The organism is Paucilactobacillus kaifaensis (assembly GCF_005405145.1).
Lineage (GTDB): Bacteria > Bacillota > Bacilli > Lactobacillales > Lactobacillaceae > Paucilactobacillus > Paucilactobacillus kaifaensis.
Window position 1 is genome coordinate 161,126 of the sequence record NZ_BJDM01000002.1, and the last position, 15,933, is coordinate 177,058.

Below are 15,933 nucleotides of genomic sequence, written 5' to 3' on the forward strand. Positions count from 1 at the left end.
GTTTCATTATAAAGCGTTTTCAATAATTTGCAACCGTTTTCTAAAAATGCTTAAGCTGACAACTAAATACAAAAAAAAGTGCTAAACTGTTAATAATAATTAAATTAATTTACATTTTATCGGAGGTCGTTTCATGAATATTACAAAAAAAGGATTTGGTACTTATAACAATCAACAAGTTGATCAATATACACTAACTAACGACAACGACGTTAGTATTTCAGTTTTAACATTTGCTGGTTTATGGCGTGAGTTTAACGTTCCTAGTAAAGGTAAAACACAAAATATTCTATTAAACGCATCTAGTGTTGCTAACTATAACAATAATCCATTTTATGTTGGTCGCGTGATCGGTCGTATTGCTGGCCGACTCAAAAATGGTCAATTTAATCTCAATGGCACTGATTACCAAGTTGATCAAAATGAAGGTAACAATATGTTGCACGGCGGTAAAAATGGATTTGCCAATCAAGTTTGGGCTGCCACAACGGATCAAACATCCAACACAGTTTCCATCACACTGACAAAAACAATGACTGAAGCAATGGACCAATTTCCTGGAACCATGCCTGCATCAGTTACCTACACCTTGAGTAATGATAACTCAGTGAAACTGGCATTCACAGCCAGTTCAGACGAAGATACACTCTTTAACCCAACTAGCCATGCCTATTGGAATCTAGCTGATGAAAATACTGATAATATTTTGAATCATACTTTACAAATCAATTCAGATAATCACTTAGATGTTGATAACGAAAAAATGCCAACAGGAAAAATGTTGGCCAATCAAGGAACTCCATTTGATTTTAGCCAACCTGTTGTGTTAAAAAAAGCTATCCATGAAATGAGTAACACCACAGAAAAAGGATTTGATGACATCGTAGAGGTCAAAGGTAGTGAAGATACACCGATTGCTACATTAACTGACCAAGCAAGCGGTCGTAAGATAAAAATATTCTCAAACCGAAACGGGTTAATCGTTTTTACTGCCAACTCAATGAATTCTGATGCAACCTTTAATCGTGGTATTGGTCATCCTTATGAGGCCATCGCACTGGAAGCACAAACTCTGCCAGATACTCCTCATCACCCAGAGTTTGGCGACATTACCTTGAAGGCCAACGAAACCAAATCATATGAAATCAAATATGAAGTTGAATTCTAATATAATTTGAATATGCATAAAGGCAAGGAAAATAAGATTTCCTTGCCTTTTTTATTTCACCTAACTGCCAGTTACTTGCCCACTTTAGGTCTACGTCATTTTTTATTAATAATCGAAAGTTATCAGTAATAATATTTGCTTTATCAATCAAAAATGAATACGCTTACAGTAATTTAACTTATTCAAAATTAGAAAGGAATGATTACGATGAAGTTTAAGAATATCACCGTTGCTGGAAGTGGTGTTTTAGGTACCCAAATTGCTTTTCAAATTGCCTTTAAGGGTTTTCATGTTACTGTTTATGATATTAATGATGAAGTCCTTGCAAATGCAAAAGTCAAAATGGCCAATCTAGAAACTACTTACAAAGCCGAAATGGCAAAAGCTGAGGAAAACTTCTCTAAATCGACTGCAGATTTATCATACAATACTAATTTGTTACCAGGCCTTAATCAAAAGGTAACTAGTGCAATTGACCAGTCAAAACAATCAGTTAACTCCACTTTAGGGAGAATTAGTTATACCAGCGACCTGCAATCAGCTGTCGTTCATACTGATTTAGTCATTGAAGCAATTCCTGAAGTGGCATCTATTAAACACGAGTTCTACCAAAAATTAGCACCGCTAGCGCCGCAAAAAACTATTTTTGCAACTAACTCATCAACTTTAATTCCAAGTATGTTTGCTGAAGACACTGGTAGACCAACTAGATTTTTAGCTTTACATTTTGCTAATGAAATTTGGAAAAATAATACGGCTGAAATCATGGGGCACGCTCAGACTGACCCAGATGTATTTAAAGACGTTGTTTCGTTTGCTAAAGAGATTGGCATGGTTCCGATTCAAGTTCAAAAAGAACAGCCAGGCTACATTTTGAATTCCATTCTTGTTCCATTTCTAGATGCAGCTGAAATGCTTTATTTAGAAGGCATTGGCGATCCGGAAACAATTGATAAAACCTGGATGCTTGCAACTGGCGCACCACAAGGGCCATTTGGAATCCTTGATGTAGTTGGTATTACTACTGCTTACAACATCATTGAAAACTATGCAGCCACCACCGGCAACCATGAATACGATCAATTAGGGAACTTACTTAAAACTAATTTCATTGATCAAGGAAAACTGGGAGTTAGTTCAGGTGAAGGATTCTACAAGTACCCTAATCCACGGTACTCACAACCTGGATTTCTGGAATAAAATAAGCACAGCATCTGATTGATCATATTTGAAACGTGTTCACCAACTAATGAAGTTTTTTATGTAAAAAGAATCCCTAGTAACCTTCAAGAAATGAAAGTTACTAGGGATTTTATTATTACACTCTAACCTCTAATTGAATTTGTTCATATTCTTATTATGCTAACCGATGTTCAAAGTATCGTGAAAGCAGTGACAATGCATAACAAACAACAAAGTATAAAACAGCTAATGCGATAAACATTGGAATGATATAGTTTGAATTTTGTCCATAGATAATTTGTGCATGATACATCATCTCTGGTAACACAATGATCGTTGCAAGTGAAGTATCCTTAACTAAGGAAATAAACTGACTAACCAATGCTGGAATCATATTCTTCATTGCCTGTGGCAACAGAATAATTCGTAATCCTTGCCAATAAGTAAGCCCATTTGATAAGGCACCTTCCATTTGACCAGAATCAACTGCAATAATTCCAGAGCGTACTATTTCAGCAATCATCATGGACTCAAAGACTGTCATCGCTAAAATGGCTGCTTCAATAATCGCTGGTTTAAAGCCTAAGTTAGGTAAACCAAAGTACGTAAAGAAAATAATTAGCAGTAAAGGTAAATTCCTAATCAGATCAATTACAAACCCCACAATTGCAGAGAAGTACTTGATTTGGGCATATCTAATGACCCCTAACACTGTGCCAATAATGTAACTAAGAATAATCGAAGCTACTGAAACTTCAACTGTAACCCACAACCCTTGAAGCAGGTAGCGGATATTCAACCATGAATACGCATCAATAAAGTTTTGCATTCTCCGCCACCTCCTAGGCTAATTTCTTCTCTAAGTGTCGCATATAATAACTGAGCGGCATTGTAATAATTAAATATAAAATTCCAACTGCAAAAAATGTAGGCATTGTTTGTAATGTGTCGTTAGCAATCATATTCCCTTGATACATAAGGTCAAAACCAGCCACAAAGGCTAATACAGACGAATTTTTAACTAAGTTGATAAACTGGTTGCCAAGTGGTGGAATCACAATCTTAAACGCCTGTGGCAACACGATAAAGCGCATTGATTGCCAAAATGATAATCCGTTAGATAGCGCACCTTCCATTTGACCTTCATCAACGGACTGAATTCCCGAACGTACAGTTTCTGCAATAAATGCCGAAGTATAAATTGTTAAACCGATCGTTCCGGCTGTAAACCCATTAATCTTAGTCACATACAGTGGCAATACCACAAAGAAAAACATCGTGATTACCAGTAACGGAATATTACGAAAAATTTCAACATAGACCCGACCAATGATTCGCATAAGCTTGTTAGGCATGATTTCAAAGATCGCAAACAATGAGCCAATGATTAAGCTGAAAAACAAAGCAATAATGCTACACAGTAACGTTTGTCCCAGTCCATATAGCAATGATTGCCATTGCGTGGCAAAAATATGAATCATTAGCGTTTCATCTCCTCGTAGTTAAATCCTTTAACATGGCCAAACCATTTATCCAAGAGTTTGTTGTACGTCCCATCTTTTTCAACCTTAGTAAGTGCTTTATTGAGACGATTTTTAAACTTGGTTTGCCCTTTGTTAACTGCAATTCCGTATGGTTCATTAGTAAATGCACCACCGACGACAACATAACCAGGATTTTCTACGGACATACCATACAAAATACCATTGTCAGTTGTTAATGCATCACCTTGTTTAGATTTTAATGCCGTAAGTGCCTGAGCGTAGTCAGATAATTGCAAAACGCGGGCCTTAGGAGCAAATTTACCTATATTTTGTACTGAATTTGAACCAGTAACCCCTAAAACCACAGCGCCTTTTTTATTCAAGTCTTTAACGCTGTGAATTGGACTACCTTTCTTAACTAAGATTGCCTGACCGGCATCAAAATAAGACCTAGTAAAATCAACCTGTTTGGCCCGTTCTGGATTAATTGTCATCGTTGCCATAATTGCGTCAATGTTACCATTTCTAAGTAAAGGTACTCGCGTCTGACTCGTTACCGGCACAAAAACCGCTTTTCCATTTTTACCCAGAATTTCCTTGGTCATTGCTTTAGCCAAATCAATTTCAAAACCCTGAACTTGGCTATTTTTAACATTCATTAATCCAAATAACTTGGTATCTGCTTTGACACCCCAAGTAATCGTATTGTTTTTAATATCATTTTGTAACACATCTTGATCTGACAAAGCTGTTTTCGTGCCACAAGACGTCATTGTGATTAACAACAACGCAAGGGCAGACAACAAGCCAATGAAACGCCATCGTTTTCTCATGGCTGTCCCTCCCTTACTTGTGAACAATAATCTTACTCAAGAACTGACGAGCACGTTCGTTAGTTGGCTCACCATCAAAGAATTGTTCCTTGGTATCATCTTCCAAGATTTGACCGGCATCCATAAAGATTACCCGGTCACCCACTTCACGAGCAAAGCCCATTTCATGGGTTACCACTAACATCGTCATACTTGAGTCACGGGCAATGTCTTTCATAACGTTCAACACATCGTCAATCATTTCTGGATCCAAAGCAGATGTTGGTTCATCAAATAACAGGCACTTAGGCTTCATTGCCAAACTACGAGCAATTGCAATTCGCTGTTGCTGACCACCAGATAATTGCCGTGGATAACTATCGGCCTTACTTTCCAACCCGACCTTTTTAAGTAAACTCATTGCAAATTCTCTGTTTTCTTCATCAGGACGCTTTAAAACAATTTTAGGTGCTAACATAATATTTTGTAGCACTGTTTTGTTTGCGTATAAATTAAAATGTTGAAACACCATGCCAACATCTTTACGAATTTTATTTGGATCTGTCTTTTTATCAGCCAAATCATAACCATTAACGATTAATTTTCCTTCTTGAATTGGTTCCAGTCCGTTAATTGTGCGGATTAACGTACTTTTACCTGATCCTGAAGGTCCAATTAACACAACAGTTTCTCCGGCTTCAACGGTCAAATTGATATCCTTTAACGCTTGAAAATCACCATAGTACTTTTGGACATCATGAAACTCGATCATTGACATACAAATCCCCTCCACTCTTCCATCATAATTACTTAATCAAGTTAAAATTTTCATTTCAATTTAATAAAGATTAGATTAAATTGTAAAACAAATTCACGGTAACGTCAAAATTTAATCATCTTGAAACCGTAATCCAGTGAACATTCTTTTAAATATTAAGTAAAAGACCCCATAAACAAACGAATCGTTTGTCATTTTATAATTATTCCTATTTTAAATAAGGAGTGAATATTTACTTATTGTTCTTTGACAGCAACGCACGATATAAACTCTATTTCTTTAGGTTTGATCAATTAAAAAACCAGTTGATTCACTCTAGAATCAACTGGTTTTCCTGTTATCCACGATAATTTATTAATTCGATCCTTAAACTCTGCTTGCCACAAAATCTTTAATTCTATTCATGGCTTCTTTCAAGTTTTCCATCGAAGCGGCATAGCTAATTCTAACGTAACCTTCACCACCAGGACCAAACGAGCTACCGGCTACCAATGCTACCTTATTTTCATATGCTAATTGGCGACAAAATGTTTTATCATCAATATTGAGGCTAGCTGGAATCTTAGTAAACAGGTAAAATGCCCCTTCTGGTTGGTGTGCTGTGAAACCTAATGCACTCATTTTTTCATAAACGAACTTAGCACGTTGTTCATATTCTAATTTCATTTTAGGCCCATCCTCGAACCCATTTTCAAATGCTTCTTGGGCCGCATCTTGCGATACTCTAGCTGCTGTAGTAACCGAGTATTGATGAATCTTAGCAAGTTGCGTAATAATTTGCTCAGGCGCGCATAAAACCCCAATCCGCCAACCAGTCATCGCATGTGATTTAGAAACACCATTTATTAAAATAGTTTGTTCAGGCAAATACTCTGCGATTGAAACATGCTTATCACCATACGTTAATTCACTATAAATTTCATCAGCGATAACAAAAATATCGTACTTTTTCAAAACCGATGCAATTGCCGCCACGTCTTCACGACGGTAAGTCATGCCGGTTGGATTAGACGGGAAGTTAAGCACGACCGCCTTAACGGCATCACCATTATCTTTAATTGCTTGTTCTAATTTTTCCGGAGTTAGGACAAAATTATTATCTGAAGTATCAAGAAAAATAGGCTCGGCTCCGTTTACTTTCGTAATTGGAATATACATAGGCCAAATTGGAGTGGGAATAATTACTTTATCTCCTCGATTTACTATTGAGCTGATAGCTGTCCAGATTGATTCCGTGGCTCCCACCGTAATAATGACATTTTCTGCATGATAGTTTAACTGATATTTTTTATTAAAAAAGTTAGCAACTGCCGCTCGCAACTCAGGAGTTCCGTTAGAAGGAGCATAGTGAGTATGATTTTCTTTGATACTTTCAATCGCTGCATTCTTGATATGCTCAGGAGTATTAAAATCCGGTTCTCCTAAAGTTAATTTGATAATGCCGGGAATCTTAGAAACTTCCTGATCAAATGAGCGAATATCAGATGGTGTTACCCGACTCAAATCTTCACGCATCCGACCAATTAAACGTTGTACCTTATCTGCCATTGTGATTCCTCCGTTTTAAAAATTAGAAACGCATTAAAATATAATGACAATAATAGCAATATGAAATACAGGTGTCAAAAAAATAGAGTGTAAAAAGACGCGTTTAGAAGTCGGAGTGTAACGTAAAAATGGTATGTGCGTGGTTCGAACTTAAACCACGTACGTACCATTTTTACGTTACGCACAGACTTCTACGTTTTTTTACACGTTTCCACAATAAAATTGGGGAATAAAAATTATATGCACAATAAAGCCAACAATAAAACGAAACTATATATATAAATATTCTCAAATATTGAACATACCAATACATATTAACGTCCTATCTTTTTTACCGTAACGTGTCCGCATGGCCTGAATCCTAGGGCTAAGTCATAAAAGCCCATCAATGAATCAAAAATCAATTCATCAATGGGCTTTTATGACTTAGCCCTAGGATTCTTAGCGGCCTTGCGGACACTCATTTCGTTTTGTATGCAACCTTCACATTCAATCCGTATTCATGTTCTTTAACAATTGTGGTTTGGCTTCGGCCGGCTATTTTTTCCGGCCCATCAGTAATGAATACATTAGCTAAAAATAGCTTATAATTTTTTCTAGCCGTTACTACTTCAGTTAAACCAACACTGGTTAGATGGCCGACTGCCAATCTTTCCATTTGATTCATCCCAATGTACACTTCTAATCGCGATCCGGTCGGTACCAACTCAAAGTATGGCACAGTTTGATCCGGTCTTAGCGCTGGTACTGATCGTTTTTCTTTTCGATTATAATTAATAATCTCTTTTTCACTCATTTGATTATAATCGGCGATTAACAAATTATGTTCGATTAACTGTTTGACGACCCGATTTAAATTAGCTTGTTCATGTTCATTAACCGCAACCGTTGCTGGTAAAACCTGATCATTTTCAAATAAACCATTGGCTGGAATATTGGGGGATACTGGCTGTACTTTTCTATTTTCCTCACCAACACGACGGCCGCCCAACAACTTCTCAATTTTAGGAGATGGGTCTAATTTAGTCGTTTTGTCTGTGAAATAATAAATTACATTCATTGCCACAGCGTACATCAACGCAATAAATGCTAGCATGAACAAAAAGCCCCGTAGCCATGCATGATTAATAAAGAAGCGAATTGCAACATAAAATAAATACCAATCACCAACAAATCCAACTGCAGTATAGATTTGATTTTTTAATTTTGAGTTCACGTTAAAATAACCAAGCGAATGGTTAATCATGTCTAAAAAGCTTAACATCGTTATTCCTCCCTCCTAGATTATTCTGACGTTACACTTGCTGAACTACTAGTAGCCGGCTGACTAGAGGTAGTGCTGCTGGAACTGTTAACAGCAGCGCTACTACTGGTTGCTGGAGTGTCATTATCATTATCTTGATCAGTAGTTGAACTTGATAACGCATTTGATGTTTCTGTACTACTAGTATCACTAGCAGATGATTCATCCTTGCCAGAGGACTCCTTGCTAGATTCATCTGCACTAGAAGCACTTGATCTAGTAGTAGAACTACTAGTGGAGCTAGTCGTAACTGCAGCCCCTTCGTTTGTATTGGTAACTTTATTAGCCACCACGTTGGTTGCACTTAACGCCAACACCATTGAGACAATCGCAAATGGTGTAATAAATGGTGGTGTTCGATAAGCCATATTAAAACTCTCCCCTTTTTAAAAACTCATATGTGTCGCAATATTTTGTTTATCTACCGTATTTTATTTGAATGAGCATTGACTAACAGCAAGCTCGATATTATCGCAACACCCATTTTAAACTATTTCAATTGGTTTTTGCTTGAAAGTAATGTTAAGGATTAGATAAGATCGTTAAAAATTAAAAAATGATCATAATCGGGCTTCATTTAACTACGCCAATTACCATCATTTTTATTACTCTGCATTATTTTTTTGACACTGGGCACACAATCCTACTAACTCGAATCGATGGCCAGTAATTTGTGCACCTGGTAATTGCCGTTCAAAAAAAGCCATATCAATCGGGCACATTTCAATTTCTGTTACACGACCACAATTTTGACAGACAAAATGGTGATGATGTTGATTGGCATAATCACATTGATACTTAACTTGCATCTGGTCATTTTTTATGTGTGTTTCAACGATCCCTACTTCTTCGAATTCTTTTAGATTACGATAAATCGTGTTATGACTGACACCCGGATAAAGCTCACGTAAATATGAATCAACGGTAGTAATATCAGTGTAACGATCCTTGTGTTGGGCCAAATATTCAACCAGCGCTTTACGCTGTTTCGTCAATTTATAATGGCTAGTTTGTAAGATCGATAACGCCTGAGTTGTATCAACATCCATAATTCCGTGCACCCCGCTAAATAATAATGATTACAATTTGAGAACAATATACCATATTACCAAACAAAACTAAACCTATTTAACTTCATCTGTTAACTCTGCCACCAGCTGATCCAACTTTTGTTGCGTTTCATGCCAATCATCATTAACAATTAGATGTGCAACTTGGGCCAAACTCTTTGGTAATCGCAAATCGCGTTGATACTCTTGACTGGCAATCCGTTGTTTGAGGGCTTGTGTTTGATCACCCCGCTGAGATAAACGTGAGACTAACGACGTTGGTTGACTAACAGTTAAAAAAATAATTACGGCCTGATCACCTAGCTGCTCATGATATGTTTGCGCTCCTTTTGTATCTAACACAATTGTGATCAAAGAGTTTTTTTGCCACCCTTGATCTAGTGCTTCATACGATGAGCCATATAGATGGTGATCATATTGAACTTGTTCTAATAAGTGAAGTTGTTTCATTGATTGATCTGTTTCAAAGTGATAATCCACGTTGTCGACTTCTCCTGGTCGCGGTGCCCGGGTAGTGTGCGTTATTACCTTGGGCATCCCATACTTTTCCAATAAATAATTACTCACGGTTGTTTTCCCTGCTCCAGTCGCACCCGTAATCACTATCACTCGTTTCATTAATTCCAGTCCCTCCTTTATTGTTTTAAATGTGCATTAACTTGATCTAGTAACTGCTTGAGATTATCATAAGTCAATTTTTCGCGAGCTGTTTCGTAATTAAACCAACCAGCCTTTTTTATTTCAGCCGCTTGTAATTTAACTGATTGATGGGCATCAACTTGAGCTGTGAATAACGTCATCTGTTTATGATTACCGTTTGGTAAATCATACTCGGTATAAACACTAAACTCAGAATCGATCGGTAATTCAAGTTGTGTTTCTTCCATAATTTCCCGCTGCGCGGTCTCGATTAATGACTCATTTTGCTCCACATGACCCTTAGGAAAACCCCAAAAATGACTTTTATTTGTGCTCTGTAACAATAAATACTGAAGCTCGTTAGCTGTTTTTTGATAAACAACCGCCCCACTTGTAATTTCTAACCCCATTTTTTTCTCCTCATTTGGCCTTATCATTATTTTTTAATATTACTATTTTTCATAATTCTCTCCACCATAAGCCGTAATATTAATAATAAATCAACATTTTTTATTTCTTTGCTTTATAATTTTAATTGACTTTTAATCTTAAGCAACGGTATGATAATTTCTAGTTTAATCGCAATTATTTAATTAATCAAAGGTGGTTTCGTTTATGTCATTAAATTTATTTCGTAAGGAGAGTCTTGGTCGTTACTTAGAACGTGATAATCGTTTTGCCAAAACCATGTCAGCATTCGATTTGATCGCATTAGGTGTCGGTGCTGTGATTGGAACTGGTATTTTTATTTTGCCAGGAACCGTTGCCGCCACAACCAGTGGCCCTGGGATTATTTTATCATTTTTAGGTTCCGCTGTAGTTTGTGCTTTAGCCGCAATGTGTTATGCCGAATTTTCATCGGCTTTACCAGTTGCCGGGAGCGCCTACTCCTACGGTAACGTTGTTATGGGGGAAATCGTTGGTTGGATTCTCGGATGGGCATTAATTCTGGAATACATGTTGGCTGTCGCCGCTGTATCGACCGGTTGGGCAGCTTATTTCAATTCATTTATTGAAGGATTCGGGCTACACGTTCCAAAGGCAATCTCCGGTTCATTTGATCCGGCCCATGGAACCTACATTAACTTAGTTGCTGTGCTAATCGTATTAGCAATCGCATTAATGCTATCACGTGGTATGTCAACATCTATCCGCATTAACAATTGGGCGGTTATTATCAAAATTGCAATTATCATTATCTTTGTCTTAGTTGGAATGTTTTACATTAAGCCAGCTAATTGGCACCCATTTTTACCTTACAAGGTAAAAGGAGTCTTTCAAGGTGCCGCGCTTGTCTTCTTTGCTTATCTTGGTTTCGATGCCGTTTCTTCGTCTGCAGCTGAGGTTAAGAATGCCAAGAAAAATATGCCAATTGGGATTATCGGCACATTATTAGTAGCTACTTTTCTCTATATGGCTGTTGCAGTGGTCTTAACTGGAATGGTGAAATACACTAAGTTAGATGTCGCTAATCCAGTTGCTTTTGCATTGCAGGCTGTTAATCAGAACTGGACAGCTGGATTAATTTCAATTGGTGCCTTAATCGGAATGTTCACCATGATGGTTACAATGATCTACTCAAGTTCTCGGTTAGTTTATTCAATCGGACGAGATGGATTATTACCGTCTTTTCTTGATAAAGTCGAACAAAAACACAAAATTCCGCGCAATGCATTAGTCACTGTCACAATCATTATTGCGGCAATGGGTGGTCTTGTACCACTAGATGAACTAACTAGCCTAGTTAATATTGGAACACTAATCGCATTCACATTCGTCTCATTTGGTATCATTCCCTTACGTCACCGTAAAGACATTAAAAACGAAGGCGGTTTTAAGGTTCCTTGGTACCCCGTATTACCAATTATTTCAGGACTTGCATGTATTTTAATGTTAACTCAATTAAAACTAGAAACATGGATTGCTTCTGGAATTTGGTTCCTATTTGGATTAATAATCTACTTTGCTTACGGATATTCACACAGCAAATTAAGCAAAGTGTGAGGGCTTACGGGTAAAAACCGAAGTACAGCAATAAAAGCTACATTATGATCAAAGTACAGATCATAATGTAGCTTTTTTTTGTATATTTTCGAGCGTGATTGTTCGAACTTTTACTTTGTCATCTTAAACTGCAAAAACAAATCATTATACTTACCAATAACTTTAAGTGGTAAATCACGATAAACTTGCAGATGTGCAACTGTTTTTTCTGAAGGATAGAATTGTGGATCATCTGCTACTTTTTTAGGTAGATACTTCATTGCTGCCTTATTTGGTGTCGAATAACCAATATATTCAGCATTTTGCGCTGCATTTTTAGGCTGCAGCATAAAGTTTAAAAATGCATAGGCCGCCGCCTTGTGTTTTGCTGTCTTTGGAATTACCAAATTATCAAACCAAATATTACTGCCTTCACTGGGAACCACATAGTGCAAGTGAGAATTGTTTGCCATCATTTCAGATGCTTCACCAGAATACGTAACCGCAATAGCAGCCTCATTTTGTTCCATATACATTTTAATTTCATCAGCCACAACAGCCTTCGTGTTTGGCATTAACTTAATCAGCTGCTCATTAGCCGCTTGAAGATCTGCAGCGTTAGTCGTATTAACCGATTTACCCTGTGTAATCAGCGCCACGCCCAGCATATCCCGGGCGCTATCTGTTAACATAATCTTATTTTTAAATCTTGGATTCCACAACTGCCGCCAATGTTGTACCTGGTTAGCATTCACGTACTGATCATTATAAACAATCCCTAACGTTCCCCAAAAATAAGGCACTGAATAATCATTGTTAGGATCAAAAGACAAATTCATGAATCGTGAATCAATATTTTTTAACGCTGGCAATTTACTTTTATCAATTTTCTCCAATAACTTAGCTCGTCGCATCCGTTGAACTGTATAGTCACTGGGAACCGTGAGGTCATAGCTAGTACCACCCTGTTTTATTTTAGTCAGCATAGCCTCATTACTATCAAATGTTTCATAAACAACATGGTACCCCGTTTGATGCTCAAATTTTGTAATTAATGCGGGGTCGATGTAATCTCCCCAGTTGTAGATATTTAATACTTTACTGCCCTCAGCATTAGTCTGTGCATTTAACCGATAATTAATTCCACCTAGTAGGCCACAGATGGCGAGCACAATAATTAATATTGTCATTATTCTCTTCATTGATTAATTTTCGCCTCCGCTGCTTTAACTCGTTGCAATCGTCGGTTTTGATTGTAGCGCCCCAACAAATAATAGCCCACGACTAAAAGCAAAGAAACAATAAACATCAAAGTTGATAACGCATTAACTTCTAAATCAACACCCTGGCGAGCGCGAGAATAGATCTCCACTGACAACGTTGAAAAGCCATTGCCAGTTACAAAAAAAGTAACCGCAAAATCATCCAACGAGTAGGTAAAGGCCATAAAATATCCCGCAAAGATTCCTGGTGTAATTGCAGGTAAAATAACTTTTGTTAATGTCTGCCAGCTAGAAGCACCTAAGTCGTAGGCCGCATCCACCATCGTTTTGGGCAACTCATTAATCTTAGGGAGCACCATCAACACCACAATCGGAATTGAAAACGCAATATGACTAAGTAAAACTGAACCGAATCCTAAGCTAAACCCTAAAAACGTAAAGAAAATCAAAAAACTGGCACCAATAATAACGTCAGGTGAAACCATCAAAACATTGTTTAACGATAACAAACCATTTTTGACGGTCGCTTTTTTAGCTGAATAGATTCCTAGTGCTCCCATGGTGCCAACAATGGTGGCAATCAGTGATGATAGCAAAGCAATAATTAACGTATTCAATACAATGCTGATCATTCGCGAATCGCTTAATAACGTGGCATAATGGCGCCACGAAAAACCACTGAAGTGATCCATAGTATCACCAACATTAAATGAATAGAAAATAAGATAAAAAATTGGCAAATACAACACAATAAAAACCAGTGCGAGATACAAATTACTAATTCGCCATTTTTTCATCGTATTCGCCCTCCTTTTACCTTACGATCACGTGTTAGATACATCACGACAAACATAGCCAAAATTAGAATAACACCGATCGTAGAACCCATTCCCCAGTTTTGCGTCACTAAGAAATGTTCTTCAATTGCAGTACCTAAAGTAATCACCCGGTTACCACCGATTAAACGTGTAATCATGAACAGTGATAATGATGGAATAAAAATTGCCTGAAATCCTGCTTTAACCCCAGGCATCGTTAACGGTAAAATAACTCGGCGAAATGTTTGCCAACTATTAGCCCCGAGGTCACGACTGGCATTAATCATTGATGGCTTTAATTCTGCCAAGGAATTAAAAATCGGTAAAATCATGAACGGAATTTCAATATAGGCAGCAACAAAAATAAAACTTGCATCCGTAAACAAAATTTGATGACTACCAAGACCCACAAACCGTAAAAAGTCGTTAACTGACCCATTTTGGCTAAACAGGCCAATAAAGGCGTACGTTTTTAACAATAAATTGATCCAAGTTGGTAAAATAATTAGTAATAACCACAACTGTTTGTTTTTTAACCGATTCAATAACAACGCAGTTGGATAACTGATTAATAACGTACTGAGCGTAATAATCAGAGCATACAAAATCGAATTAAACGTCATTTTCAAGTAAACGCCATTTGTCAGATACTGTTCATAATTTCCTAAGGTGAAATGACCAGTGATATTAAAAAATGATTGATAAACAATCAATGCCATTGGCGCGATGACAAATAAACCAATCCACAATAAATATGGAATTAAATACGTTGCTTTTTTGTGCATCTTACTAACCTCATTTCATTGATTTTCAATCATACGTTTCTAGTCGCGCATCAAAATCATCTTCTGTTTCACCATAACGCATGATGTGGATATCCTCTGGATCAAATGCGAGTGCGACTGTTTGACCAATCTTAGTTGGATGAATGGAATTTATCTTCCATTCATTATTCATCGCATCGTGCGCTGTAATCTGGTAATCGACCCCACGGAATAACTGCGTATCAACTGTAACATTCACCTGTCCAGTATCAATTGGCGCAATGTCTAAGTCTTCAGGACGGATCACTACTTCAACTGGTTCATTAGGTTTCATCCCCGCATCCACACATTCAAAGTCTTGTCCATCGAAATTAACAATATAGTCCTGACGCATTTTACCGGGAATAATGTTACTTTCGCCGATAAAGTCAGCCACAAAATGATTAATTGGTTCATCGTAAATATCAACTGGTGAACCACTTTGTAAAATTTTGCCGGCGTTCATGACAAAGATTTGATCACTCATGGCCAACGCCTCTTCTTGGTCATGTGTGACAAAAATAAATGTGATCCCCAACCGCCGTTGCAAATCGCGAAGTTCACCTTGCATTTCTTTTCGTAACTTATGATCTAATGCCGATAGTGGTTCATCAAGCAGTAAAACTTTAGGTTCATTAACAATTGCCCGAGCGATGGCCACTCGTTGTTGCTGGCCACCTGACAATTCAGCAATTTCACGACGACCATACCCACTTAGATGAACTAATTTTAGTGCTTCATCGACTTTTATTTTGATCTCATTTTTTTTAAGTTTGCGAATTTCTAGCCCAAACGCCACATTTTCAAACACATTTAAATGTGGGAAAAGTGCATAATCTTGGAAGACAGTATTTACCTGCCGTTCATTAGCCGGTAAACCATTAACCCTTTGCCCTTCAAATAAAATATCTCCACTGGTGACATCTGCGAATCCCGCAATTAGCCGTAAAATAGTTGTTTTTCCGCATCCAGACGGGCCTAGCAACGTATAGAACTTGCCAGCCTCAATTTCAAAGTCAATTTCATTTAAGACTCTAGTCTCATCAAAACTTTTGTTCACTTTTTTAAATTCAATTACATTATCTGCCAATTTATAACCCCCATTGAAACCGGAAATAATTT

General features: G+C 37.4%; 17 protein-coding genes. 3 read left to right on the forward strand and 14 right to left on the reverse strand.

Annotated features, from left to right (window positions below; all coding sequences use genetic code 11):
- Positions 1-133: 133 nt before the first annotated feature.
- Both FFM51_RS02300 and FFM51_RS02305 read left to right on the forward strand, forming a co-directional pair.
- Positions 134-1,168 (forward strand): aldose epimerase family protein, encoded by a 1,035-nt coding sequence (locus tag FFM51_RS02300; protein WP_137597054.1) that lies wholly within the window; start codon positions 134-136, stop codon positions 1,166-1,168.
- Between the two features lie 207 nt (positions 1,169-1,375).
- On the forward strand, positions 1,376-2,368 hold the full coding sequence (locus FFM51_RS02305) for a 3-hydroxyacyl-CoA dehydrogenase (RefSeq protein ID WP_137597055.1): 993 nt from the start codon (positions 1,376-1,378) through the stop codon (positions 2,366-2,368).
- 157 nt (positions 2,369-2,525) lie between these two features.
- Here the strand turns inward: FFM51_RS02305 and FFM51_RS02310 are convergent, their stop codons facing one another.
- The 10 genes from FFM51_RS02310 to FFM51_RS02355 form a co-directional block, all read right to left on the reverse strand.
- A complete protein-coding gene (locus FFM51_RS02310; protein WP_137597056.1) occupies positions 2,526-3,179 on the reverse strand; it encodes an amino acid ABC transporter permease in 654 nt (217 codons plus the stop codon).
- Positions 3,180-3,192: 13 nt separating this feature from the next.
- Positions 3,193-3,831, reverse strand: coding sequence for an amino acid ABC transporter permease (locus FFM51_RS02315; protein WP_137597057.1), 639 nt, complete (start codon positions 3,829-3,831; stop codon positions 3,193-3,195).
- Complete coding sequence (locus FFM51_RS02320; protein ID WP_137597058.1) at positions 3,831-4,667, reverse strand: transporter substrate-binding domain-containing protein; 837 nt, start codon at positions 4,665-4,667, stop codon at positions 3,831-3,833. The genes FFM51_RS02315 and FFM51_RS02320 overlap by 1 nt, the downstream gene beginning before the upstream one ends.
- A 13-nt stretch (positions 4,668-4,680) precedes the next feature.
- Positions 4,681-5,424 carry an amino acid ABC transporter ATP-binding protein gene (locus tag FFM51_RS02325; RefSeq protein ID WP_137597059.1) on the reverse strand — a complete coding sequence of 248 codons (744 nt, stop codon included), beginning with the start codon at positions 5,422-5,424 and terminating at the stop codon, positions 4,681-4,683.
- Between the two features lie 366 nt (positions 5,425-5,790).
- Entirely contained in the window at positions 5,791-6,972 is a 1,182-nt protein-coding gene (locus FFM51_RS02330) for an aminotransferase class I/II-fold pyridoxal phosphate-dependent enzyme (protein ID WP_137597060.1), read from the reverse strand.
- A 460-nt stretch (positions 6,973-7,432) separates the two neighbouring features.
- On the reverse strand, positions 7,433-8,236 hold the full coding sequence (locus FFM51_RS02335; RefSeq protein ID WP_137597061.1) for a DUF6681 family protein: 804 nt from the start codon (positions 8,234-8,236) through the stop codon (positions 7,433-7,435).
- Between the two features lie 20 nt (positions 8,237-8,256).
- Positions 8,257-8,643, reverse strand: coding sequence for a hypothetical protein (locus FFM51_RS02340; RefSeq protein WP_137597062.1), 387 nt, complete (start codon positions 8,641-8,643; stop codon positions 8,257-8,259).
- A gap of 237 nt (positions 8,644-8,880) precedes the next feature.
- A complete protein-coding gene (locus tag FFM51_RS02345; protein ID WP_137597063.1) occupies positions 8,881-9,324 on the reverse strand; it encodes a Fur family transcriptional regulator in 444 nt (147 codons plus the stop codon).
- 75 nt (positions 9,325-9,399) lie between these two features.
- On the reverse strand, positions 9,400-9,963 hold the full coding sequence (locus FFM51_RS02350) for a guanylate kinase (protein WP_137597064.1): 564 nt from the start codon (positions 9,961-9,963) through the stop codon (positions 9,400-9,402).
- A 17-nt stretch (positions 9,964-9,980) separates the two neighbouring features.
- On the reverse strand, positions 9,981-10,394 hold the full coding sequence (locus FFM51_RS02355) for a bis(5'-nucleosyl)-tetraphosphatase (protein WP_137597065.1): 414 nt from the start codon (positions 10,392-10,394) through the stop codon (positions 9,981-9,983).
- A 205-nt stretch (positions 10,395-10,599) separates the two neighbouring features.
- On the opposite strand from FFM51_RS02355, the gene FFM51_RS02360 reads away from it, so the two are divergent.
- Complete coding sequence (locus FFM51_RS02360) at positions 10,600-11,988, forward strand: APC family permease (RefSeq protein WP_137597066.1); 1,389 nt, start codon at positions 10,600-10,602, stop codon at positions 11,986-11,988.
- A gap of 110 nt (positions 11,989-12,098) precedes the next feature.
- Here the strand turns inward: FFM51_RS02360 and FFM51_RS02365 are convergent, their stop codons facing one another.
- From FFM51_RS02365 to FFM51_RS02380, 4 genes are read right to left on the reverse strand one after another with little or no spacing between them, the layout of a single operon-like run.
- Positions 12,099-13,169 (reverse strand): ABC transporter substrate-binding protein, encoded by a 1,071-nt coding sequence (locus FFM51_RS02365; RefSeq protein ID WP_137597067.1) that lies wholly within the window; start codon positions 13,167-13,169, stop codon positions 12,099-12,101.
- A complete protein-coding gene (locus FFM51_RS02370; RefSeq protein WP_137597068.1) occupies positions 13,166-13,987 on the reverse strand; it encodes an ABC transporter permease in 822 nt (273 codons plus the stop codon). Before FFM51_RS02370 ends, FFM51_RS02365 begins: the two co-directional genes overlap by 4 nt.
- On the reverse strand, positions 13,984-14,793 hold the full coding sequence (locus FFM51_RS02375; protein WP_137597069.1) for an ABC transporter permease: 810 nt from the start codon (positions 14,791-14,793) through the stop codon (positions 13,984-13,986). The genes FFM51_RS02370 and FFM51_RS02375 overlap by 4 nt, the downstream gene beginning before the upstream one ends.
- A 25-nt stretch (positions 14,794-14,818) precedes the next feature.
- The gene (locus tag FFM51_RS02380) at positions 14,819-15,901 is read right to left on the reverse strand and encodes an ABC transporter ATP-binding protein (RefSeq protein ID WP_137597070.1); all 1,083 of its coding nucleotides are present in this window, start codon (positions 15,899-15,901) and stop codon (positions 14,819-14,821) included.
- Positions 15,902-15,933 lie beyond the last annotated feature (32 nt).